Here is a 21,665-nt window from a genome sequence, read left to right on the forward strand (position 1 = left end):
TGTAATGGCTCCCGTATTTTCTGAACTATTTTATCTCACTTTACCCTAAATAGAGGCGAATTTAAACTTGTTACTGATTAAAATTCCACTATTTCATCTGTATAAGACTCTTGTTTGCAATTGACATTTCTTTGTCATTACAATAATATGAAGTTTACTTCATGTGAAGTGGACTTCATGTTTATGGAGGGGAATTATGAGAACAAGGGTAAAAGAATTAAGGACTAAGGCTAATTTGACCCAGCAACAGTTGGCCGACTTAGTTTATGTTTCATCAAGAACCATCATTTCAATTGAAAAAGAACAATACAGCCCTTCCCTTATGCTGGCATATCGAATGGCAGAGGTGTTAGGCACAACGGTGGAGGATTTATGCTGTCTCAAAGCAAATAAAGAATTGGAGGATCAGCAGCGTGAAGATTTATAATAAAAAGGGATTAGTCGTTGGAATCATATTTACAGCATTTGGTGTCTTTAACTTCATCTTTAATATCATTTCGCCAGAGGAGTTCTTACCGAAACAGGTCAAAGATATGACCTTTGCTATGTTGTCTATCCTGATAGGAATTGGCAGTTTTATTCGTGCGTTTTCAAAACAGGCAACAAGAGAAGATCTGATTAAAGATAACGATGAGAGAAACAGACTTTTAACACTTAGAACCAAGTCATTGACACTTAAAATTCTTTATGGGTGTCTTATAGTATCTACAATTGGGGGCGTGGTTGGATACAAACTAACTGCCAACACGGCATGGATTCCTGTTTATACAGTGTCAGCAATTTTACTGGGATTTTTAGTTTTGGTCGAATTGATCGTGAGTATCTATTATGAGAGACGGATGTAAGAGGAAGAAAAATGATGACGTCACTTCAATTCTCATTACAGAATCCGGGTTTTCGTATGCACTAACAAATAGAAATCCGCTAAAAGCTACGCGCTGGAATTTAGGATAGCAGCCACGCAAATTTTGACTATAATATGTCTGATCAAAGCAATCACGCATGTATCTTGAACACTCAACTGGTTGAAATCTAAAAAAGGCCCGCGCCTCATGGCGCGAGCCTTTTTCAAATTTAAAATCATTTCTAAACAGCCGGGGTCTTCTCCCTCTTAATCTGCTTGCTGCGAAGCTGACCGCAGGCGGCATCGATGTCGGTGCCATGCTCCAGCCGGATACTGCAGCTCACATTCTGCTTCTTCATCATGTCATAGAAGCCCAGAACAGAATCCTGCTCACTACGCTGGTAATGGCTATGCTCGTCAACAGGATTATACGGGATCAAGTTGACGTTCACATACGGTCTGCGGTCACCGACCAGCTCCGCCAGCTCCAGTGCATGCTCACGTTGATCGTTGATGCCCCTCAGCAAAATATATTCCAGCGTAATCCGTTGATTCGTTTTCTCCAAATAATAATCGATGGCCTGCATCAGCTTCTCAATCGGGATGGCCTTGTTGATCTTCATAATGCTGGTCCGAAGATCATTGTTCGGCGCATGCAGCGATACGGCCAGATTAACCCGCAGATTCAAATCGGCGAATTCACGGATTTTGTCTGCCAGGCCGCTGGTCGACACCGTGATATGTCTCGGCCCAATCGCAAGACCCTTCGCATCCATCACCGTCCGCAGGAAGGCGATCAAATGCGTGAAGTTATCGAACGGTTCACCGATCCCCATCACAACGATGTGACTGACCAGCTCCCCTTCCCCGGCAGCATCCAGGTAGCGCTGCACTTTGAGAATCTGACCGGTAATCTCTCCAGAGGTTAGGTCCCGACTCTTCTTGAGCAGGCCGCTTGCGCAAAAGCTGCAGCCAATATTGCAGCCGACCTGGGTCGTCACACAGACGGACAACCCGAATTTATGGCGCATCAGCACCGTCTCGATCAGGTTGCCGTCCTCCAGACGAAGCAGGAACTTCACCGTGCCGTCTGATGACTCCTGACGGGTGTGCTCTTCCAGCGTTTGGAGAGAGAAGTGCTCCTTCAGCAGCGCCAGACACTCCGGTCTGACCCCGTCCATCTCTTCAAAGCCGCTGACTCGTTCGCGGTAGAGCGCTTCCCAGACCGGAAGGGCCCGCGATTTTTTATGACCGCGCTCCTCCAGCCATAGTCGAAGCTGCTCCAATGTCATGCCATATATCGAAGGTTTGTTCATATGCAGATGCCTCTTTCTATTCAATAACTAATATAAGTGCCGTAACACTTTAATAGATCCGTTAATAGACCTGGCGAGCCGTAACTCATTATCCAGGGCGGATGATCAATTTATACGGAAAATCGTACAAAATACCCGGCGTCCCCTTCTGTAAGCTACTTTTGTACGGAAAATCGCACAAATCACTCAGAGGGAGCGACCTGACACTCTCTTTTGTACGAATAATCCTACAAATGCTCACGGAAACCGTCTCAACGCACCATTTTTATACGAAAAACCGCATAAAGCCGGTATTCCATTTGATCGCCAACCCTTGCTATAGCGGTGATCTGTACTATTGTCCCAAATTTTGAATATGAACACAAGCAAAAGAACCTTCCAGCCGCACATCGTGAGACTTGGAAGGCTCCTTCTGACTTTTATCTATATTCACTAGTCTCGGCTGGACAGCTTCGCCAGCAGACGCAGCATTTCAAGATACAGCCACACCAGCGTGACCATCAGACCAAATGCGCCGTACCACTCCATATACTTCGGTGCGCCTTGCTCTGCTCCGTTCTCAATGAAGTCAAAGTCAAGCACCAAGTTCAGCGCCGCTACAATCACGATCACGAGTGAAATGCCGATCCCGATCCAGGACGACTCGTGCAAATAAGGCATCCGGATACCGAAAAAGCTTAGTACGATGCTAATGATATACACAAGCGCAATCCCGCCGGTAGCGGCAAACACGCCCAGCTTGAAATTTTCCGTAGCTTTAATTAAACGGGTCTTGTAAGCAAACAGCAAGGCAAGAAATACGCCCATGGTCAAAAGCACCGCTTGCAAAGTGATGCCGCCGGTTCTCATTTCAAATTGTGCCGAGATCGCCCCAATGAACATCCCTTCGGCAATAGCATAGAGAGGTACTAAAACCGGCGCTGCCTTAGGCTTGAAGCTCGTAATCAGCGCCAGCACGAATCCGACCAATGCGCCGCCGATCGCCATCGGCAGTACGTTGTAACCATCGAAATATAACATCCATGTGCTAAATGCGCTGCCGATCAAAATAATCAAAGTAATAAACGCTTTATTGACCGTGCCGTTAATCGTCATGACTTCCATGCCATGATAGATCTCCGGCCGTTCAAAGGTATCGTCCCTTAGGGTAGGGTTTCCACTACGTCCAATCAATGCCATTCACCTCATATATGTATTTTTCTCAGCTTATCACATTTTCCAAAATCATGCATTTGTGTTTTTTGCTCCTTCAGATGCAGGCTTAGGCAATCTCTTCCCCGCCAAATGAGCCCGATCCAGCACCGGCTTCTCTATCAAGTAATAAGATAGTGTCGCTGCTAAGTAGGAGGCTGCCAGCACACCCAGCACGATCCACACCCACCGTCCTACCTCCCAGATGCCAAAATAGTGCATGTCCGCAATCCAGTATTTATTGGCCAAGGTCATAATCAGATTGTGCCAGATATAGAGACCGAAGGAGATTTTGGCCGTATAGCGAAAAAATCCGTTATCAACAATAGCGGGCAGCCATCTGGAATAGGGTGCTGTCGCCAGAAAGCCGGCAACCAGCAGGGCAAACCAAGGAAACAGATACGGCTGATGCTGAATGCTCCAGCTAAATTCCGGCTGGTGCCGTGCTGCCCAGATTAGAACTACGGCCCCTAACAGAAACAATCCGCCCAACACATCAAATCCTCCGCGCTTGCGAAGCGATGCTGTGCGCTCCGTGCTTTGAAGACGGCAGACCACGCCGGAGGCGATAATCCCGATGGCAAAGTGACCGAAGAAGCCAACCGGATTGTAATTCGGCAGCCAATATTTCGCACCGCCGATCAATCCAAAATCCCAGCTCCTCATATCCGGCTCGGGAGTAAGCAGCATATGAATCAGTTGATTGACAGCCAGAAGGACCAGCATCACGCCCACCCAGTATCCCATAGCTCCCTTAAAGGAGCGGCGCTTGCCAAATAGACGGAAAAGACCAAACATACACAAAGGCAGCAGCAAATAGCTGAACACCTCAAAGCTGATGGACCAGAGCGGTCCGTTAATTTCCGATGGAAAAAAGGTGACGTAATGAAAGCCGGAGGTGAACGTAAGTCCTGCCAAGGAACGCAGCCAGAAGCTCTCGGACGGAATACCTAAGATAAGTACTAGAGCAATGCAGAGAATTAGCACGGTGTAATATCCCGGGACGATTCTGGTGGCCCTGCGCAGGATATAGTGTTTCATTTGCGGAAAATCCCCCTGCTCCAAATAACCCCGCCAGAACGGAAGCGCAAGCAGATAGCCGCTGAGCACGAAGAAGACGCTGACCCCGGCATTGCCCATGAGCAGAAAAGACTGGATATCTTGAATCGCTGGAGGTTGGAGATTCATATTCAGTAATTGAGCCAGATGGTGAAAAATTACGCCCAGGCATGCCACAGCGCGAAGGCCGTCAGCTCCGGCCAAGTGTATCCCGGGTCCGCCAGATGATTGCTTCAAATCAGGATCCTCCCGTTTTTTCTTTAACTTACCATAGGACCTGACCCGACGCAGTGTACCAATATTCTGTTTTTAGGTTCAAATTTTTAGCTGGAGTCCGATAAATACGGATTGACGATTTATTTTGTATAATGGATGGTAATGAATGAGAAAGAAGAGATGTCCATGGCCGTATTCCACTTTAACCCGCAGCGCCCCTACCGCAGCAATCCTGACCTCTATCTCCATTATTGGGGACAGGAGCAGTGCGTGCCCGGACACAGCTTCGGTCCAGGCATTAGAGACACGTATAAGATTCACTTTGTTCACAGTGGCACAGGTGACTTAACCGCAGGGGGAGCCAGTCACCGCCTGCATGCAGGACAGGCCTTTTTGACCTATCCGCATATTTTGACACATTATGCAGCGGACGAGCAGGAGCCCTGGCATTATAGCTGGATTGCCTTTTCCGGAGATCAGGTAGAGCACTTGCTCTCCAGAACATGCCTGACACCGGAACACCCTGTCTTTCCCATGGATGAACATGTCATGCCCGGACTGTTCGGGCGGCTTACTGCAGCGGCTGGGGCTGCCGGAGGGCAGTTGGACCTGCCATTACAGTCCATCCTGTATGACTTCTTCAGTGTGCTGCTGCGCTGCGCACCGCCTCTCGCCCAACCGCCCGCCCGTTCCAAGCCGAAAAATCCTCATGTGGATCAGGCACTGCATTATTTGCATGCCCACTACTGTGAGAATGTCACCATCGGACTGCTGGCCGAGAAGCTTGGGCTTGACCGGAAATACCTGTCCGCCCTATTCAAGCAGACGATCGGCTTGCCGCCCCAGAAGTATCTGCTGAATTACCGTATGACGAAGGCGGCCGAGCTGCTCTCCTGGTGCGATTGCAGCATCGGCGAAATTGCCTGCTCTGTAGGCTATGAAGATCCGCTGCTCTTCTCGCGGATGTTTAAAAGAGTGAAAGGCGTGTCACCCAAGGAGTACCGGAGTCTTCATCAGGAGAAAACAGACATTATGCTATAAACTCCGGTCATACTGACATACGAAGACTGGCAGCATTCCTGTACAATGATAGACGCAGAGAAAAGGAAGACAGCGCTTACGTATTCTGAATGGAGTCTATATACTTTGAGGAGGTTATTCTATGTATTTGGCGAACGAGCAACGGTATGAGAGCATGAAATATAACCGCAGCGGTAACAGCGGCCTGAAGCTGCCTGCGATTTCCCTTGGATTATGGCATAATTTCGGAGGGAAGGATACATTGGAGAATTGCAGGGCGATGGTCCGCCGCGCCTTTGATCTCGGAATTACCCATTTTGATCTGGCTAACAATTACGGGCCGCCGCCAGGATCCGCAGAGGATACGTTCGGAACCCTGCTGAAGCAGGAGCTGTATCCGTACCGTGACGAGATGATCATCTCGACCAAAGCAGGCTATTATATGTGGGCTGGGCCTTATGGCGAATGGGGGTCCAAGAAATATCTGGTATCCAGCCTCGACCAAAGCTTGAAGCGGATGGGGCTTGATTATGTAGATATCTTCTACCATCACCGCCCAGACCCGAACACCCCGCTCGAGGAGACGATGTCTGCTCTGGATTTGATCGTGCGCCAGGGCAAGGCCCTGTATGTAGGGCTGTCCAATTACAATCCTGAGCAGACAAAGGAAGCAGCCCGTATTCTGCGTGAGCTGGGAACGCCTTGTCTGATTCATCAGCCAAGCTATTCCATGCTTAACCGCTGGATTGAGGATGGACTCCAGGATGTGCTGGATGAGGAAGGCATCGGCTCCATCGTCTTCTCTCCGCTGCATCAGGGTATCCTGACGGACCGCTACCTGAACGGAATTACGCCTGATTCCCGCGCGGCGAAGCCAACCTCGTTCTTGACCGAGAAGCAGATTACCGAGGATGTGCTGTCCAAGGTGCGCAAGCTTAATGATCTGGCTGCCGAACGCGGCCAGAAAATGTCCCAGCTAGCACTCGCATGGGTGCTGCGCGGCGGCCGGGTGACCTCTGCACTGATTGGTGCCAGCAAGGCATCTCAAATCGAGGATGCTGTCGGCGCCCTCGAAGCACCGGAGTTGAGTGCAGAGGAGCTGGCTCGCATCGAGGCAATTCTAAAAGGATAATTGAATTGAATCGAGTGATATGAAATGGATACCCCTCAGCAGGATCGGCGCTGCTGAGGGGTATTTTGCTTCGATCGCCCAAGTGGTGCATTATGAAGAGGCTCGCACCCAGACTTGAAGTGAGTCTTGACAAATAAAAATTAGCTTCGTATTCTTAAAATGACTGGTGCGTCATTTTAAATTACGGAGGAAGGAGAGCAGTATGCCCAAAGTTCCTAAAGACTATGAGGAGAAAATGCGCAATAGTATTTTGGATGCAGCCCTAGAAGTTTGTAAAACGAAGCCGGCATATGAAGTTACTATGCGTGACATTATTCGTCAGACCAAGCTGAGTATAGGCAGCGTTTATCGTTATTTTCGTGACATTGACGATGTTTTTATTAGCTTGACTAATCGCAATCAGAGCGAGTATCGACTATGGGAGAAGTGTGAACCCTTATTTGCGAAAGATATAAGTGTTCGGGATGTGGTGCTAGGCCTATTTCATGTTTTAGGACAGCATTTAATCGATTCCATACCCGCTGAGGGCAAATTTACGTTTGAAATGAACACCAAATTTTTAACTAATCCCAAGCTATATGAGGAGAAAAAAGGGAGCATCACAGAGGTCACCGAGTTTGAGAAGCTAATGCAGAACACGATGCTTTACCTGCAAGAGAAGGTGGAGCAAGGAATTTTAAAACCGATTATGCCGCTTGAGGACATATTTTCATTTGCGGTCGTGTCCTATGATGGCATGGTGCGTGATCTTGTTTTAGTTAAATGCTACGCTCTACCCGGTGATGAGAAGGGTATTCCTTTAAATGAAATGGCACTTACTTCGGCGTTGGCACACAGTCTTCTCTATTTGCTGGGAGAGGGGGCGACAAGTTCGCCATGATAACTAAACTATAAAGAGACTGGAGTCGTTGTATGAAACCATTTATCCAAATCAAAAACCTATTGCGAACCTACCAAGTTGGGGAAAATAAAGTAGCCGCAGTGAATGGCATGGAGTTTGAAATTGAACAAGGTGAGTTCGCTGTTATACTAGGTCCTTCCGGCTCGGGAAAAAGCACATTACTTAATTTGCTGGGCGGAATGGATCAAGCCACCTCAGGCACCATTCTAATGGATGGTAATAATATTGCGCAGTATTCACTTGAGCAATTAAGCAGTTATCGTCGTAGTGATATTGGTTTTGTATTCCAGTTCTATAATCTGATTCCTAATTTAACGGCGAAAGAGAATGTAGATCTCTCACGCAAGCTGTGCAAAGACGGCCTGGATAGTATGGAAATGCTGGAAGCGGTTGGCCTTGCCCAACGCATTCATCATTTCCCGGCGGAATTGTCTGGCGGTGAACAGCAGAGAGTGTCCATTGCAAGAGCATTATGCAAGAAGCCGAAGCTGCTGCTATGTGACGAGCCAACAGGGGCGCTTGATAGCAGCACTGGAGCATTAATCATGTCCGCCCTATGGGATATCAGCAAAAAATATAATCAGACTGTCATTGTAGTTACACATAATGCTGCAATTGCAGATACGGCTAATAAGGTTATTCGTCTCAAGGATGGTAAGGTCATTGATATACAAATCAACGAAAACCCGCTTCCCATGAGTGAGGTGGCCTGGTAATGATGTTGTTCAAAAAAATGCTGCGGGATATCAAGCATGCAAAGGCACAATTTTTGACCATTATTATTATCGCTGCTTGCGGTGTATTTACTTTTGTAGGTGCAATTACAGTGGGAAACAGATTAGAAGAAAGTGTGAATCAGTTTTATAACAGCACTGAAATGAATGATGTATGGATAAATGTTGAGGGGGCTTCCGCCCAAGATATAGACGCAATAAAGGAGCTCCCTGGCATTGAAGCGGCGCAAGGCAGAACGGTAATGAAGGTATTCTCTGAGAACCGGGTACTTGATTTGTTTGTTCTAAATGAAAACATATTGTCTAAACCCTATTTGGCCTCAGGTGAACCTTTTCAGAGCGAGAGCGAAGGATTATGGCTAGATCAGGAATTTGCAAAAGCTAATGGGCTTAATATCGGAGGCACGATTCAGGTTCATGCAGGAGATGGGAAATCTGTGCCCGTCAAGATCCAGGGGCTTGTATTAAGTCCTGAAAAGTTAATTGATGTATCCTCGGAAACGTTGTCTACTAGACATGATTTGTATGGCTATGCTTATATGAGTGAAGCTGCTGCATACAATATGTTTTCTTCTTCCGGGCTGAACCAGCTTTTAATCAAATTGAGACCCGAGGAAAATATACAGACATTGTTAGCAGATGTTGAGCAAGTGTTAGGGAAGAAATATGTGAACAGCCTAACCCATGAGGAGCACACTAGTACATCTGGTGCGGCAAGTCAGATTGGACAGTTCAAGACAATTGCTTATGTGACGCCAATGCTATTTTTCCTGCTAGCAATCCTTGTTGTCATTAGTACTATGAGCCGCCTTATTACGAATCAACGAGTTCAGATTGGAACATTGATGTCACTAGGCGTCCCTGTTCGAACAATTAAATGGCACTACTTATCGTACGGTCTTTTTCTAGGCATTACAGGCGGTTCTATCGGTTTGATTGCAGGCTATTATGTTATTCCCGCGATTTTTATGGGAACATTGCACCGATCCTTTACATTGCCGCGTTGGTCAGAGTCATTTCCCATTGAAACGTTGTGGTCTATTGCTGCAGTCAGCGGCTGCTGTGTACTTGCAGTCTTATTTGCATGTCGGGGCAAGTTAAATGCGTTGCCTGTCATTGTGTTGAAGGGGGAGGCTCCTTCCAGACCAAAGAAATCATTAATGGAGTCGATTGTTCATTCTAAAGCTACATTTTCTTTTCAGCGATTGTGGCTGCTGCGGAACTTACGTTCTCGCAAGGTTCGCGGGGCAATGGGGATTGTTGGCTCGTTTGGTTGCGCCTTTTTGATTCTTTTTGGCTTCGCCAATATCGATACAAGCAATAAATCCATTGAGGTAGAATTTGATCGCCAATATTTATATGAGTATAAGGCAGATCTCTTAGCACTGAATGCTGAGCAAGCACAAAACACAAATTGGAATCAAGCAGGGATCCAGCCCATTCAGGAAAGAAGAGTTGTCATAAAATCTGCGGCTGCTCAGCGTAATTTGCCTGTTACGATTATTGGAAGCGGGGATTACATTAATCTTGATGTCACAAGTCCGGATGTCATGCCTGTACCTGAATCTGGAGTTGTGTTATCTCGGAAAATGGCGGATGTATTAGGCGTAAAGGCGGGAAGTGCTGTTTCCCTGCGAATTGACGGGGGACAGTGGAAGGAAATTGTTGTATCCGAGACCATACAATCGCCCGTTGCAGATCGAATGTTTGTGTCTGAGGCAGCATGGCGACAGCACGGGGAGATCTTTGTCCCTAATGCATTATTGTTAGGGGATCAAGCAGCAATGCAAGCGGCCAAGGAGCATTATCCTGTGACACAGATCATCGCCAAAGAGGATATGAAGGAAGCAAATCGAGCCTTGAACGAGGGTGTCTTTGCTTCTGCCGCAGGGCTTACCATTGCAGCGATTTTCCTTGGTATTGCTGTGATTTATAGTCTTGGTCTTATCAACTTGACGGAGATGTCGAGACAATTTGCAACATTAAAAGTGCTGGGCTTTTACCACCGTGAAATTCGCAAGCTGTTGTTCCAAGAAAGCTTTCTCCTCACTGCGATTGGTATCATTCTAGCATTGCCTGCGGGTTGGGGAGCAATTCATTTGCTGGATCAAGCTAATATGAGTGAAGGACTGATGTTATTTCCTAAAATCAAGCTCACTAGTTATTTGACAGCCATTGGACTAACGCTGCTGTGCTCCTTTATCGTCAATATGTTAATGAGCAGAAAGTTGAAGGACATCGACATGGTAACCTCCTTAAAGTCGGCAGATTAAATTCAGTTGGGAAAGCCGGCTTTTTTTGTTACAATAGTTGAAAATCATTGTCGTAAAGGGGATCAATATGGAATTCATCAGTACTAGAGGGAAGACCGCAGGCCTCGGCTTTATCGATGCCGTTCTGATGGGACTCGCCGACGATGGCGGATTGCTCGTACCGAAGGCAATTCCGCAAGTGTCAGGGGATACCTTGGCCAAGTGGCAGCAGCTAAGTTATCCGGAGCTGGCGTTAGAGATTATGTCGCTCTATGTGGATGGTGAGATTCCGCGTGATGAGCTGAAGGCGCTGATAGATAGCAGCTACTCTACTTTCCGCAGCAAGGACGTTACCCCGGTTCGCAAGCTCAAGGATGATCTGTACGTGTTGGAGCTGTTCCACGGGCCGACATTTGCCTTCAAGGATATTGCCCTGCAATTTCTGGGGAATCTGTACTCGTATATTTCGCGTAAGAATCATTCTATCATTCACATCCTTGGAGCTACATCCGGGGATACTGGCGCTTCGGCCATCGAGGGCGTAAGGGGCAAGGAAGGCATCAAAATTTGCATTCTCCATCCCAAGGGCAAGGTCAGCAAGGTGCAGGAGCTGCAAATGACAACGGTGGATGACCGGAATGTATTGAATCTGGCTGTAGACGGCAATTTCGATGACTGTCAGCGAATCATCAAGGAACTGTTCGCAGATGTCAGCTTCAAGAATGAATACCATTTGCGGGCGATCAATTCCATTAACTTCGCACGGATTCTGGCGCAAACCGTCTACTACTTCTACGCTTACTTTGAACTGCTCAATCATGGCGTGACGGGTCCGATCCATTTCAGCGTTCCAACCGGAAACTTTGGGGATATCTTTGCCGGTTATCTGGCGAAAAAGATGGGCCTTCCCGCAGGCAAGCTGATCCTCGCCACGAATGAGAACAATATCCTCGAGCGCTTCGTAAATGATGGCCTCTACCGGCCGGGCGAGTTCCACATGACCTATAGTCCGTCGATGGATATTCAGGTTGCAAGCAACTTTGAGCGTTACCTCTACTATCTGCTGGGTGAGGACGGAGCGGCCGTATCCGCCCGGATGGAAGCATTCCGCGCCGAGGGGCGCATCGCCGTAGAGGGAGATCTGCTTGCTAAGGTGCAGCAGGATTTTGCTGCCGCAAGTGTTGAGAATGACGATTGCCTGGCTACAATTGGACAGGTACACGATGATGAAGGCTATCTGCTTGATCCGCATACCGCTTGCGGTGTCGCGGCTGCCGGGCAGCTTGGCGCTCGGGGAGAGGCTACGGTCGCACTTGCTACTGCGCATCCAGCCAAATTTAACGAGGCTATTGAGCTGATCCAGATTGAACAGACCTTCCCGGCGCAAATTCAGGCACTGTTCGATAAGACGCAGCACCAGAAGCAGGTCAGCGGCACAAATGAAGCCGTGAAGGCAGAGTTGCTTCAATTTTATTCCTAACAACAAAGGGGCTTAACCAGCGATGCGTCCGGTTAGGCCCCTTCTTTTTCAACTACCTAATAAGGAGTGTCCGCCATATGAATACTGTCCGTTGTGCCTGGGTTAATTCCGATCCGTTATACATCTCCTACCATGACGAAGAATGGGGCAAACCGGTTCGCGATGACCGGAAGCTGTTCGAATTGCTGATTCTGGAGGGAATGCAGGCCGGGTTAAGCTGGTACACGATCCTGAAGAAGCGCGAGCATTTTCGTGAGGCATTCGACCAATTCGATCCCCATATGATAGCCCAGTACGGTCCTGAGAAGGTCGAAGAGTTGATGAAAAACTCCGGGATTATCCGCAACCGCCTGAAGATCCAGTCCGTGATTACGAATGCGCACATCTATTTGGAGATCATGGAGGATCCGGAATCAGGCAGCTTTTCCGAGTACTTATGGAGCTTCACGGGCGGTGAACCGGTCATCAACAACTGGACAAATATTAAAGAGGTCCCAGCTTCGACCCCGGTGTCCGATGCCATGAGCAAGGCGCTTAAGAAGAAAGGCATGAAATTCGTCGGCTCTACGATCCTGTATGCCTTCATGCAGGCCTCTGGAATGGTGAATGACCATACCGTCGATTGCCTGTGCCGGCAGGAAGCGGCTGCATCGGGCCAAAAATAGCCTGGAAGATCAAACTCCCGGAACTGTCCGTTATTCCACCTTCACAACGAGCTCTGCCCAGAGTATGGAAGTCGGCTCCGATTCAGGCATCGGAATGTAGCGGGGACTATAAACCTGCAGCAGATAGTCTCCAGGCTCCGGGAAAAAGACCTTGCCATTAAATTCGCCTTCCGAGATCGGCAAGGCCGCAGTGTTAATCGTCTTGTACCCTGGCTTTCCGGAATCATTGCGGTTAGACTCGTATCGTTGCTGAATGATCGTCAGCTCGTCTAGGCCGGAACCAGCCTTCTTGAGTCCCCCGGCCAAAGTCAATTCCTTGCCGGCATTCAGCTTCACATATCCGGATTCCGGCAGAAGGAGTTCGACATATTCCGAGCCTTGCTCCGAAAATGATACCGGAATCTGCTCCGAATGCTCCACAGTCCGCGTGACCGAGAAATCAGCCGCCCCAACAGAGACCGCATACAACCTGAGCGGGTTCACTCCCGGCCGCAATTCCACGGTATATTCCATCCGGTTATAGATCCGGCCGTCCATAGCAATTCCGCTGCCCGTCTGCCGCCCGGTGCCGCCGCCCCAGGCCCCGCTGCCATAGGAGGTCAAAATCTGCGGCGTATACATCTCCTGCTGGTACAGGACGGAGAAGGTCGCCTGCGTGCCCTCCGTTTCCTGCAGTTGCTTGGTTACTTCAATAAACTTCTCACTCCACTCCAGCACCAGTCTCCCTTGATCCGTTGTTGCGGCAATTCCGAGCAGCGAGAGAGACTTGACCGGAATATACACCCTTCCTTCGGACAAGAACAGCTCCGGAATTGCAGCCCCTTCAAGCGGATTTCCGTTCGGGCGAAAGACTCCGGAAGAGCCCGCCCGAAAGATGAGCTCCTGCCACGATGGAGACAGCTCCGGCTTCATGGTGACTGCAGCCTCCTGCTTCTGTGCATCCCAACCGACCGATGCGGCGGCTCCGCCCAGCTTCAAGGTGCGCAGCGATATATACATATGCCCGTCCCGCAAGCTTGCGGGGTCGACCTGAACCTCAGCCCCGTCGAGGTTCGCCTTCGTCTTGTCTGATCCAAGTTCCATCATCATCCGATGCTTGATCAGGTATATTTTCGCGATATCCGATTCGCTCTCTAGCCTATTTGTTGTCTCATCCGATGGCGCCAGTGCTGCCAAGCTTGATACATGCGGACTCGGATCGCCAGCCAGCGCGTTCGTACCGGACAGAACCAATGCCGCCGAAAAGATCATGATGCCGACGAGCTTCTTCAATATTCGTACCTCCTTACCCCTTTTATTGCCTAGACGGAGATAAATGGAGAAAGGTTACGACAGTTGCTTGGAATTAGCCTGGTCCCGGGGAAGCCGGACCTGGAAGACGCTTCCCTCGCCGAGCTCGCTCTCCGCTGTAATCTCTCCGCCGTGGGCCCGGACATATTCGGCCGCAATGGCCAGACCCAGTCCGCTGCCCCCGCTGTGCCGATCCCTCGAAGGGTCCGCCCTGTAAAATCTTTGGAACAGATGCGGCAAATGCTCGGGAGCAAGCCCGATTCCGGTATCAGCAACCGAGACGAGCAAATCATCGGGCTCCGCGGCAACCGTTACTTCAATAGTCCCGCCCGAAGGCGTGTAGCGAATCGCATTCATCAATAGATTGAGGAAGACTTGGGTCAATCGGTGCCTGTCCCCCAAGCATAACGGCGGCTGACCGCTCGAGAAAGCAGGCCGTGTGCTAAGCGTAATCGTTAGTCCGTGCTCTTCCGCCTCCAGCCGCACCTTCTCCACAATCCGCCCGAGCAGCTCGGCGATGTCTACCGGCTCCTTTTGCAGAATCAATTGGTCTGCCTCCGCCCGGGACAGCTCTTGCAGCTCGTTGACGATCCGTTCCAGCCGAATCAGTTCATCCTGAAGCGGAAGCAGCTGCTCCGGCGGCACCGGCCTGCCGCTCTGCTGATAGTAATCCAGGCGCCCCCCGATAATCGACAGCGGCGTCCGAAGCTCATGGGCAATGTCGGCGGTCATCGTCTTCCTCGCATGCTCCGCCTGTTCCAGTCCGGCTGACAGGTTGTTCAGCGCAGCAGCGATCCTGCTGAATTCGTCCTTGGAATCCACCTTCACCTTGGCCTGATATTGACCGGCCCCAAGCTGGTCGATCACCGGAATCATCCGGCGGATCGGAGCCGTAAGATGACGCGCCAAGCCGTAAGCCGCAACCAGGGCCACCGCGGTTAGCAACACGGCGAGCCCTACCAGGAGAAACACCAGAGAATCTCGAAAAGCATATTTGAATAATCCGACAAAATGGATCGCCGAATTCGCATAATAGATGGTCCAGGTACGTCCGTCCTCAGTAGTCACGTTCTTCTTCATGCCGAAGCGCTCCAGCGCACGGTCCCCGAGCTCGCCGATCCGCGCAGCAGACTCGCCATTCGCATCGATAATCAGCACACTGTCATTGTCATTATTCAAGGGAAACCGCTCCGTCTCAAGCAGATCGCTCCAGCCTGAAGCCTCGTCGTACATCGATACCAGCTGACCCACGGCCCGGTCCATCACTTCACGCTGTGTCGCTTCCGCCATTTGGCTCATCAGCCGATCCACGACCGAATACGTACCGGCAAAGGATAGCGCCCCCATCACAAGCAGCAGCATGGAGAAACCGAGGAACATTTTGCGGCCGACACTCATAGCGGTTCCTTTCCGGACAGGGAGAACCGATATCCGAATCCGTATACGGTCTGGATATAGACGGGGTGCGCCGGGTCCTCCTCTACCTTTTTACGGAGACGGCTTATATGGGCATCCACTGTGCGTTCGTCGTTCAGCAGATCATCCGGCAGTGCCAGCTGAAGCAGCTGCAGACGGCTGTAGACCACTCCCGGCCGGTCGGCCAAGGTGGTCAGCAGCTTGTATTCCGTTGGCGTTAGGAGCAGTTCTTCGTCTCCCCGCCATACGCGGTATTCCGCATGAGAGATCGTCAAGCCGCCCCGCTGCAGCAGCTGCGGTTCGGGATGTTCCTCCTGCTTGCGCACCCGCCTTAGCACGGAGCGAATTCGAGCAGCCAGCTCCCTTAACGAAAAAGGCTTGGTCATATAATCATCAGCCCCGATTTCAAGGCCGACCAATTTATCCGCTTCCTCCGTTCTGGCCGTAAGCATGATGATGCCCGCATCGCTGAACTTACGCAGCTCGGTGCAGACCTCAAGCCCGTTCATTTGCGGCATCATCCAATCCAGCACAATCAAATCCGGCTTCAGCTCACGCGCTATGCGCAGCGCCTCCCGGCCATTCGCCGCCGTCCGTACGGCATACCCTTCCTCCTCCAGGAATGGCCTGACAAAATCAAGCACCTTCTGCTCGTCGTCCACGATCAACAGTTCATAAGCCACGCACAATCCCTCCTCTTCCCCCATTATGCCACAGGATCAGGTCCGTCACTTGCAATTCTCGGCATTTCATGGAGACCGTACAGGATCGTCATAAGTTCACAACATTCTCCCGGTATGATGAATTCAGATCACAGTTCATCGATCATCACTACCTGCCAAGGAGGCTGCATTTATTATGAATCAACGAATAAAAAGCTTTACCGGTCTTTCCCTGCCTATCCTGGTGATATTGGCCGCACTGGGCGCACCTCGCGTCTTCTTCCACGACCTCCATCTCGTGGATCCACACGGTACGCTGAATCTGCTTCTCGCCGTGGTGCCGTTTATCTTGTGGATCGGCTTTGTACTGGTCAGCAAGACAAATAAGCCGTTTCAGGCTTTGCTTACCATCGGCATGATCTATGGGCTGTATCTAGGCGTAATCCATCTTGTACTCTGGGTATTTGCCTTCGATACCCCGCCGGTGCTGGGCGGCAATCTAAGCGGAATGGCCCCGGCATTACAGGCGGTTCTGATGAGAGGCTTCATGCTTATCAGCAGCTTGGTGACCGGTGCTTTCACTGGTGCTGTCACAGGGCTGGTCGGCTGGCTGCTGCATCTGGTTCTGTATAGCCGACGCCAGCAATAAGGCATGCCGCCCATGATCCGCACGCACAAATACCCGCCCTTCCGGCGGGTATTTTGCGGCTGTATACTGTTGCCAAACACTTCTAATCTGATGATGCCAGAAAATGAGTCATCTTTTGCATCCTAAGGCTTCTGCTTCCGCCCGGACAGCTGCTCCTGTGCCATTCTGACCATCTCGCGAACCATGGAGCCCCCGATTCGTCCGCCGATCTGTCCCGCTTCTTCCGTAGTCAGTTCTCCGTTCTCCCCATCCGTACGAAGGGGAACGCCAAGCTCTTTGGCTACCTCATACTTCACGTCATCCGGCCTATTCGGATCTACCCGGTAGCCCTCCTGTTTCATCACTTCCGCCTTGAAGGCTTGCATGCCGCGTTCCGATCCCGGAACGGCATATCTACGGCTTCTTCTCGACAATGGGAACCCTCCTTTATATGTTTGGGCTTAAGATTCCCCAAAACAGGATGACATATCCCCTCTAACTTTTTCGAGCATTTTCGTCAATTGGATACATTTTCCCCCACAACTAATGTGAGTCTCCCTGCGTTTAACCTTATATAACTAAATTTGGCATAAAGGTGATGCATATATGATTCCTACATATCTTCGACACACACGCAGGGCAGTGCTTGCCTCCAGCTTGGCGGCTGCTATTTTAGCTTCGGCTCCGGCGATGCCGGCCTTGGCCGCTGAAGCTGGAGCCCCCTCGGGCACTGCTTCTGCCGTAGCCGTCTATCTGGACGGCAGCAAGCTGCAGACCGAAATCGCCCCCCGCATGGTCGACGGGTCTGTGCTGGTACCCATGCGCAGCCTATTCGAGGCGCAGGGCGCCAAGTTGTCCTGGGACGGCACCACCAAGACCGTGACCGCAGAGAAGGCGAATACCAAGCTCATCTACCGTATTGGCGACAGCACGGCCGACCTCAACGGGCAAGCGATGCAGCTTGCTGTTCCCGGGCGAATTGCAGATGGGTACACGCTGGTTCCACTGCGCTTCGTCAGCGAATCGCTAGGCAGCAAGGTGGATTGGGACGAGGCGGCACGCGCCGTCCGGATTTATTCTCCGATTGAGGTAAATGCCACGATCCAGTGGGGCGTCAACCTGCGGAACGCGCCGGATGCCGCAAGCGAGACGGTTGGAGAGATGCTCCCGAAGGGGGAGAAGATCCAGGTGATGCGGGAGGCCGGCGCATTGTGGCTGGAGGTGCGCACGCAGGACCAGCGGACAGGCTATATTTCCGCCAAGCCGAAATACAGCGATTATTCCAGTGCAACGCTGCGGGAGCAGCAGGCGAATGAATTGATCGCTTACGGAATGACTTATCTCGGCACACCTTATGAATTCGGCGCCTCCCCGGATCAGACAAGTACCTTTGACTGCTCGTCATTTGTGAAGCGCGTCTTCAGCGAGGTGCTGGATATCGAGCTGCCTCGGGTGTCCTATGACCAAGCTACCCAGGGACAAGAAGTCGCTCTCAGCGATTTGCAAAAAGGAGATTTGCTCTTTTTCGGCGCACGGGGGCTTGAGATCGGACATGTCGGCATTTATGCGGGCGATAATCAGATACTCCATACGTATTCCGTGAAGTACGGCGTTAAGCTGGAGGAGTTCTCCGCCTCGTGGAAGGAGAGGTTCGTGACAGCCCGCCGGGTCTATTAAAATGCGGAACATGAAGTATGTCGACTCCGTGAACCTGCATAGGCTGTGCCAGTGAATCCATACTATGCTTATCGAGCATAGATATGGAGGCGATCCTGGATGACGGACAAAAAGATGAGCCTGCTGATGTTTAGCGGGGAGTATGACAAAGCGATGGCCGGGCTGATCCTGGCAAATGCGGCGAAGGATATTGAAGTGGATGTCACGATGTTTTTTGCTTTCTGGGGGCTGACGCTGCTTCGGGATCCGGACAAGATGACGACCGAGGACAAATCCGTCTACGAAAAAATGATGTCCTGGATGACCCCGAAAGGACCGGAGGAGCTGCCCTTATCCCGAATGAATTTCGGAGGGCTCGGCAAGCTGATGCTGACCGAGATGATCGAGGATAACGAGGCGCCAAAGCTGATCCATTATCTGAAGGGCGCACGGAAGAAGAACATCCGGTTCTATGCCTGCAAGCTGTCGGTTGAGATCATGGGCTTCAAGCCTGAGGAACTGATTCCCGAGCTGGAGATCGTAGATGCCCAGACTTATCTGCGGGATGCGCTTCAGTCGGATATCCAGCTGTTTATTTAAGGTTCAGCCTTAAAATCAGTGCTTCACGTGATGTGAAGGTGCGGAGTACCTCTCCAGGCAGAACGCCTGCATGAAGTACGAGGAGATTTATACGATTTTCCGCACAAGTTGTCTCCCAAGCCAATCCAACCAATGCATGTTGTACGAAAAGTCGTATAAAAAATAAGCACTGGGATCCAAAAACCGAAAAGTTATACGATTTTCCATATAAAATTCCCGCTTATAGCTTGAAAGAGCCGTCTTTATATGGAATATCGTACAAAAAGGCTCTATGTCCTTGCGCGCTCCAGCCAACATTATCATGAGGGCTGTCCAACTGGTCCAGTCATGCTGACAAAGCATGCTGGCCGGATGGGCGGCCTTTTTGCGCGCTTTCGCTCAGCTGACCAGGCCTATAACAGGCCTATAATATGTGCCGAATTTAGAAAATTTTTAGATGGGAGAGACCGCGCCCACTTCCTCTGAGTACCCTATGGTGAGGATAGATATTTGGAGGGCAAGAAATGAATGATTTTGCGTATTATCGGGAACATATTGTCGGACACAGACACCGGTTCAATTCCCCTTACGGACCGCAACAACTGCTGTATGCCGACTGGGCTGCCAGCGGAAGATTGTACGAGCCGATTGAGACCGTCTTGCTAAGAGACTTCGGGCCCTATGCAGCCAATACCCACTCCCAATCCAATATTACGGGAGGAACAATGACGCTGGCCTATGAGGAAGCGAAGCGTATCATCAAGCAGCATGTTCGCGCCGGAGAGCATGATATTATTCTGTTTGCAGGCACCGGAATGACGGGCGCGGTGAATAAGCTCCAGCGGCTGCTCGGATTGAAGCTCCCGGCACCGCTGCACTCCGTTGTTCCTGTAAGCCAACGCCCGGTTATTTTCATCACCCATATGGAGCACCATTCCAATCAAATCTCCTGGTCCGAGACGATTGGCGATGTCATCTGCCTTCCGCCGGCACCCGACGGCAGCGTGGATCCTTCCTGCCTCGAAAGGCTTGCAAGGCAATATGCCGGCCGCCCTCTGATCGGTGCATTCACGGCTTGCTCCAATGTTACGGGATTCGAAACCCCTTATACCGAGCTGGCAGAGATTCTCCATCGTTATGGCGGTCTGTGCTTCATCGACTTCTCCGCCAGCGCTCCCTATACAACTATCGACATGCATCCGGCGGAATCTCCCTTGGGCTGGCTGGATGGCATAGTCTTCTCTCCCCACAAGTTCCTTGGCGGTCCGGGCACAAGCGGCGTGCTGGTCATGAACGCCCGGCTGCTGCACCAGGGCCGTGTGCCGGATCATCCCGGCGGGGGAACCGTGCTGTGGACGGATCCATGGGGCGGCTGGATCTACAATGGCCACGCCGAATCCAGAGAAGATGGCGGGACCCCGGGGGTCATGCAAGCCATTCGGACGGCTCTCTGCATCCGTCTTAAGGAAGAGATGGGCATCCCGTTGATTCAGGAGCGGGAACGGAAGCTCACATCCTTGCTGCTGCGTCAATTAAGCGATATACCGGAGGTAACCATCCTCGGAGGCGAGGAACGCCGCCGGCTCGGAATCGTCTCCTTTCTTGCTCAGTCCGTGCCCTACGCGCTGATGGTCAAGCTGCTGAATGACCGCTTCGGAATTCAGGTCCGGGGCGGCTGCTCCTGTGCCGGAACTTATGGGCACTATCTGCTCGGCATTGGCCCCGAGCCTTCCAAGCAGATGGCCGAGACCATTCTCTGCGGCGATCTGACCAGCAAGCCCGGCTGGGTGCGTGTCTCTATTCATCCAACCATGACCGAGCAGGAAATGGCGTATATCGGCTATGCCGTTCGCACATGCATCAGGTACTGTTCCTCTTGGAAAAGGGACTACGCGGTTGATGTTCAAAGCGGGGAATGGCATCATCGGAATGACTCCGCTGCGATCAAGCCCGAATTGCATTCCTGGTTTGATCTCTCACGCCTGACACAGTGTCTCAAAGGGTAGATTCTCTATCCTGCAAGCCCTTGGAAATAATCAAATACTCGCTGAAGCTTCTTTGCATGATTGCCCTTGGCGCTTTCCATATTTCCGAATTCAAAAAATTTGACCTTTCGGACCCCCACATACTGCAACAGCGCCTTGCGCATGAGGATCTTATGAGCATTGTTCAGCCAAAATAGCGGGTAAAGTGTCGGCCCTTTCATCACGGAAATGCAAACTGCCGATTTTCCCTTCAGAAGACCTTCAGGCAGCAGCTTGCCATCATCCCTATAAGCAAAGCCTGAAGCGAACATCCGGTCGATATAGCCAAGAAGCATAGCTGGAGGTCTCCCCCACCAGATCGGATAGATGAAGACTAGCTTGTCTGCCCACTTTAATTGTTCCCGATGGCGTTCCAGCTCCGGATCCTTATGCATATCTCTGCGCCTTTTGTGCTCATGGAATACTAATACCGGATCGAAGTGCTCTTCATACAGATCCAGCACCTGCACCTCGGAAATACGGCCGTTCCCTTCACTTCCATGCAATACCTGCTGCAAAAAAGCGTAGCTCAAGCTTTGATGATTTGGATGGCAGTAGATGACCAAAACCTTCATATCGCCTCACCCCATTAATTATCAT

At 50.7% G+C, this 21,665-nt stretch carries 21 protein-coding genes; 13 read left to right on the plus strand and 8 right to left on the minus strand.

Going from position 1 to position 21,665, the window contains the following annotated elements; translation table 11 throughout:
• The first annotated feature begins 196 nt into the window (after nucleotides 1-196).
• On the plus strand, nucleotides 197-427 hold the full coding sequence (locus tag TX85_RS18750) for a helix-turn-helix transcriptional regulator (RefSeq protein WP_044481244.1): 231 nt from the start codon (nucleotides 197-199) through the stop codon (nucleotides 425-427).
• Nucleotides 414-845: a hypothetical protein gene (locus TX85_RS18755; protein WP_044481246.1), complete on the plus strand. Its 432-nt coding sequence runs from the start codon at nucleotides 414-416 to the stop codon at nucleotides 843-845. Before TX85_RS18750 ends, TX85_RS18755 begins: the two co-directional genes overlap by 14 nt.
• Nucleotides 846-1,086: 241 nt before the next feature.
• Here TX85_RS18755 and rlmN read toward each other — a convergent pair whose 3' ends face one another.
• From rlmN to TX85_RS18770, 3 genes are all read right to left on the minus strand, one after another.
• Nucleotides 1,087-2,160, minus strand: a complete 1,074-nt coding sequence (gene rlmN / locus TX85_RS18760; RefSeq protein ID WP_044481247.1) for a 23S rRNA (adenine(2503)-C(2))-methyltransferase RlmN — start codon at nucleotides 2,158-2,160, stop codon at nucleotides 1,087-1,089.
• Between the two features lie 432 nt (nucleotides 2,161-2,592).
• Complete coding sequence (locus tag TX85_RS18765; protein WP_071784221.1) at nucleotides 2,593-3,333, minus strand: Bax inhibitor-1/YccA family protein; 741 nt, start codon at nucleotides 3,331-3,333, stop codon at nucleotides 2,593-2,595.
• Nucleotides 3,334-3,384: 51 nt separating this feature from the next.
• Nucleotides 3,385-4,647, minus strand: coding sequence for an acyltransferase family protein (locus tag TX85_RS18770; RefSeq protein ID WP_044481249.1), 1,263 nt, complete (start codon nucleotides 4,645-4,647; stop codon nucleotides 3,385-3,387).
• 141 nt (nucleotides 4,648-4,788) lie between these two features.
• Here TX85_RS18770 and TX85_RS18775 point away from each other — a divergent pair, with 141 nt between their 5' ends.
• The 7 genes from TX85_RS18775 (at nucleotide 4,789) to TX85_RS18805 (ending at nucleotide 12,810) form a co-directional block, all read left to right on the plus strand.
• Nucleotides 4,789-5,667 carry an AraC family transcriptional regulator gene (locus TX85_RS18775; RefSeq protein ID WP_233500797.1) on the plus strand — a complete coding sequence of 293 codons (879 nt, stop codon included), beginning with the start codon at nucleotides 4,789-4,791 and terminating at the stop codon, nucleotides 5,665-5,667.
• A gap of 121 nt (nucleotides 5,668-5,788) precedes the next feature.
• The gene (mgrA, locus tag TX85_RS18780; RefSeq protein WP_044481252.1) at nucleotides 5,789-6,778 is read left to right on the plus strand and encodes an L-glyceraldehyde 3-phosphate reductase; all 990 of its coding nucleotides are present in this window, start codon (nucleotides 5,789-5,791) and stop codon (nucleotides 6,776-6,778) included.
• A gap of 202 nt (nucleotides 6,779-6,980) precedes the next feature.
• Nucleotides 6,981-7,658 (plus strand): TetR/AcrR family transcriptional regulator, encoded by a 678-nt coding sequence (locus tag TX85_RS18785; protein ID WP_044481253.1) that lies wholly within the window; start codon nucleotides 6,981-6,983, stop codon nucleotides 7,656-7,658.
• Nucleotides 7,659-7,690: 32 nt separating this feature from the next.
• Nucleotides 7,691-8,395, plus strand: coding sequence for an ABC transporter ATP-binding protein (locus TX85_RS18790; RefSeq protein WP_044481254.1), 705 nt, complete (start codon nucleotides 7,691-7,693; stop codon nucleotides 8,393-8,395).
• A complete protein-coding gene (locus tag TX85_RS18795) occupies nucleotides 8,395-10,686 on the plus strand; it encodes an ABC transporter permease (RefSeq protein ID WP_044481255.1) in 2,292 nt (763 codons plus the stop codon). Before TX85_RS18790 ends, TX85_RS18795 begins: the two co-directional genes overlap by 1 nt.
• Nucleotides 10,687-10,753: 67 nt before the next feature.
• Nucleotides 10,754-12,145, plus strand: coding sequence for a threonine synthase (thrC, locus tag TX85_RS18800; protein ID WP_044481256.1), 1,392 nt, complete (start codon nucleotides 10,754-10,756; stop codon nucleotides 12,143-12,145).
• A gap of 77 nt (nucleotides 12,146-12,222) precedes the next feature.
• On the plus strand, nucleotides 12,223-12,810 hold the full coding sequence (locus tag TX85_RS18805; RefSeq protein ID WP_044481257.1) for a DNA-3-methyladenine glycosylase I: 588 nt from the start codon (nucleotides 12,223-12,225) through the stop codon (nucleotides 12,808-12,810).
• A 30-nt stretch (nucleotides 12,811-12,840) separates the two neighbouring features.
• Here the strand turns inward: TX85_RS18805 and TX85_RS18810 are convergent, their stop codons facing one another.
• Genes TX85_RS18810 through TX85_RS18820 form a run of 3 tightly spaced genes read right to left on the minus strand, consistent with a single transcriptional unit; the run spans nucleotide 12,841 to nucleotide 16,199 of the window.
• Nucleotides 12,841-14,082 (minus strand): hypothetical protein, encoded by a 1,242-nt coding sequence (locus tag TX85_RS18810; RefSeq protein ID WP_044481260.1) that lies wholly within the window; start codon nucleotides 14,080-14,082, stop codon nucleotides 12,841-12,843.
• 54 nt (nucleotides 14,083-14,136) lie between these two features.
• Entirely contained in the window at nucleotides 14,137-15,498 is a 1,362-nt protein-coding gene (locus TX85_RS18815) for a sensor histidine kinase (RefSeq protein WP_044481261.1), read from the minus strand.
• Nucleotides 15,495-16,199, minus strand: a complete 705-nt coding sequence (locus tag TX85_RS18820) for a response regulator transcription factor (RefSeq protein ID WP_044481263.1) — start codon at nucleotides 16,197-16,199, stop codon at nucleotides 15,495-15,497. Before TX85_RS18820 ends, TX85_RS18815 begins: the two co-directional genes overlap by 4 nt.
• A 175-nt stretch (nucleotides 16,200-16,374) precedes the next feature.
• On the opposite strand from TX85_RS18820, the gene TX85_RS18825 reads away from it, so the two are divergent.
• A complete protein-coding gene (locus tag TX85_RS18825) occupies nucleotides 16,375-16,827 on the plus strand; it encodes a hypothetical protein (RefSeq protein WP_044481265.1) in 453 nt (150 codons plus the stop codon).
• Between the two features lie 122 nt (nucleotides 16,828-16,949).
• On the opposite strand, the gene TX85_RS18830 is transcribed toward TX85_RS18825, so the two are convergent.
• The gene (locus TX85_RS18830; protein WP_044481266.1) at nucleotides 16,950-17,240 is read right to left on the minus strand and encodes an alpha/beta-type small acid-soluble spore protein; all 291 of its coding nucleotides are present in this window, start codon (nucleotides 17,238-17,240) and stop codon (nucleotides 16,950-16,952) included.
• Nucleotides 17,241-17,412: 172 nt separating this feature from the next.
• Here TX85_RS18830 and TX85_RS18835 point away from each other — a divergent pair, with 172 nt between their 5' ends.
• The 3 genes from TX85_RS18835 to TX85_RS18845 all read left to right on the plus strand — a co-directional run bounded on the left by TX85_RS18835 (nucleotide 17,413) and on the right by TX85_RS18845 (nucleotide 21,047).
• A complete protein-coding gene (locus TX85_RS18835; RefSeq protein WP_044481267.1) occupies nucleotides 17,413-18,483 on the plus strand; it encodes a C40 family peptidase in 1,071 nt (356 codons plus the stop codon).
• 99 nt (nucleotides 18,484-18,582) lie between these two features.
• Complete coding sequence (locus TX85_RS18840) at nucleotides 18,583-19,062, plus strand: DsrE/DsrF/DrsH-like family protein (protein WP_044481269.1); 480 nt, start codon at nucleotides 18,583-18,585, stop codon at nucleotides 19,060-19,062.
• Between the two features lie 503 nt (nucleotides 19,063-19,565).
• Nucleotides 19,566-21,047, plus strand: a complete 1,482-nt coding sequence (locus tag TX85_RS18845; protein ID WP_044481271.1) for an aminotransferase class V-fold PLP-dependent enzyme — start codon at nucleotides 19,566-19,568, stop codon at nucleotides 21,045-21,047.
• Nucleotides 21,048-21,052: 5 nt separating this feature from the next.
• On the opposite strand, the gene TX85_RS18850 is transcribed toward TX85_RS18845, so the two are convergent.
• The gene (locus tag TX85_RS18850) at nucleotides 21,053-21,640 is read right to left on the minus strand and encodes an NAD(P)H-dependent oxidoreductase (protein WP_044481272.1); all 588 of its coding nucleotides are present in this window, start codon (nucleotides 21,638-21,640) and stop codon (nucleotides 21,053-21,055) included.
• Nucleotides 21,641-21,665 lie beyond the last annotated feature (25 nt).

This window comes from Paenibacillus antibioticophila (assembly GCF_000455265.1).
GTDB classification, from domain to species: domain Bacteria; phylum Bacillota; class Bacilli; order Paenibacillales; family Paenibacillaceae; genus Fontibacillus; species Fontibacillus antibioticophila.

What these genes read in the sequence shown, in the direction of transcription:
- TX85_RS18750 (WP_044481244.1), top strand. Translation starts at nt 197, where the DNA reads ATGAGAACAAGGGTAAAAGAATTAAGGACTAAGGCTAATTTGACCCAG.
- rlmN (WP_044481247.1), bottom strand. Translation starts at nt 2,160, where the DNA reads ATGAACAAACCTTCGATATATGGCATGACATTGGAGCAGCTTCGACTA.
- TX85_RS18775 (WP_233500797.1), top strand. Translation starts at nt 4,789, where the DNA reads ATGAATGAGAAAGAAGAGATGTCCATGGCCGTATTCCACTTTAACCCG.
- mgrA (WP_044481252.1), top strand. Translation starts at nt 5,789, where the DNA reads ATGTATTTGGCGAACGAGCAACGGTATGAGAGCATGAAATATAACCGC.
- TX85_RS18785 (WP_044481253.1), top strand. Translation starts at nt 6,981, where the DNA reads ATGCCCAAAGTTCCTAAAGACTATGAGGAGAAAATGCGCAATAGTATT.
- TX85_RS18790 (WP_044481254.1), top strand. Translation starts at nt 7,691, where the DNA reads ATGAAACCATTTATCCAAATCAAAAACCTATTGCGAACCTACCAAGTT.
- TX85_RS18795 (WP_044481255.1), top strand. Translation starts at nt 8,395, where the DNA reads ATGATGTTGTTCAAAAAAATGCTGCGGGATATCAAGCATGCAAAGGCA.
- thrC (WP_044481256.1), top strand. Translation starts at nt 10,754, where the DNA reads ATGGAATTCATCAGTACTAGAGGGAAGACCGCAGGCCTCGGCTTTATC.
- TX85_RS18805 (WP_044481257.1), top strand. Translation starts at nt 12,223, where the DNA reads ATGAATACTGTCCGTTGTGCCTGGGTTAATTCCGATCCGTTATACATC.
- TX85_RS18815 (WP_044481261.1), bottom strand. Translation starts at nt 15,498, where the DNA reads ATGAGTGTCGGCCGCAAAATGTTCCTCGGTTTCTCCATGCTGCTGCTT.
- TX85_RS18825 (WP_044481265.1), top strand. Translation starts at nt 16,375, where the DNA reads ATGAATCAACGAATAAAAAGCTTTACCGGTCTTTCCCTGCCTATCCTG.
- TX85_RS18835 (WP_044481267.1), top strand. Translation starts at nt 17,413, where the DNA reads ATGATTCCTACATATCTTCGACACACACGCAGGGCAGTGCTTGCCTCC.
- TX85_RS18840 (WP_044481269.1), top strand. Translation starts at nt 18,583, where the DNA reads ATGACGGACAAAAAGATGAGCCTGCTGATGTTTAGCGGGGAGTATGAC.
- TX85_RS18845 (WP_044481271.1), top strand. Translation starts at nt 19,566, where the DNA reads ATGAATGATTTTGCGTATTATCGGGAACATATTGTCGGACACAGACAC.
- TX85_RS18850 (WP_044481272.1), bottom strand. Translation starts at nt 21,640, where the DNA reads ATGAAGGTTTTGGTCATCTACTGCCATCCAAATCATCAAAGCTTGAGC.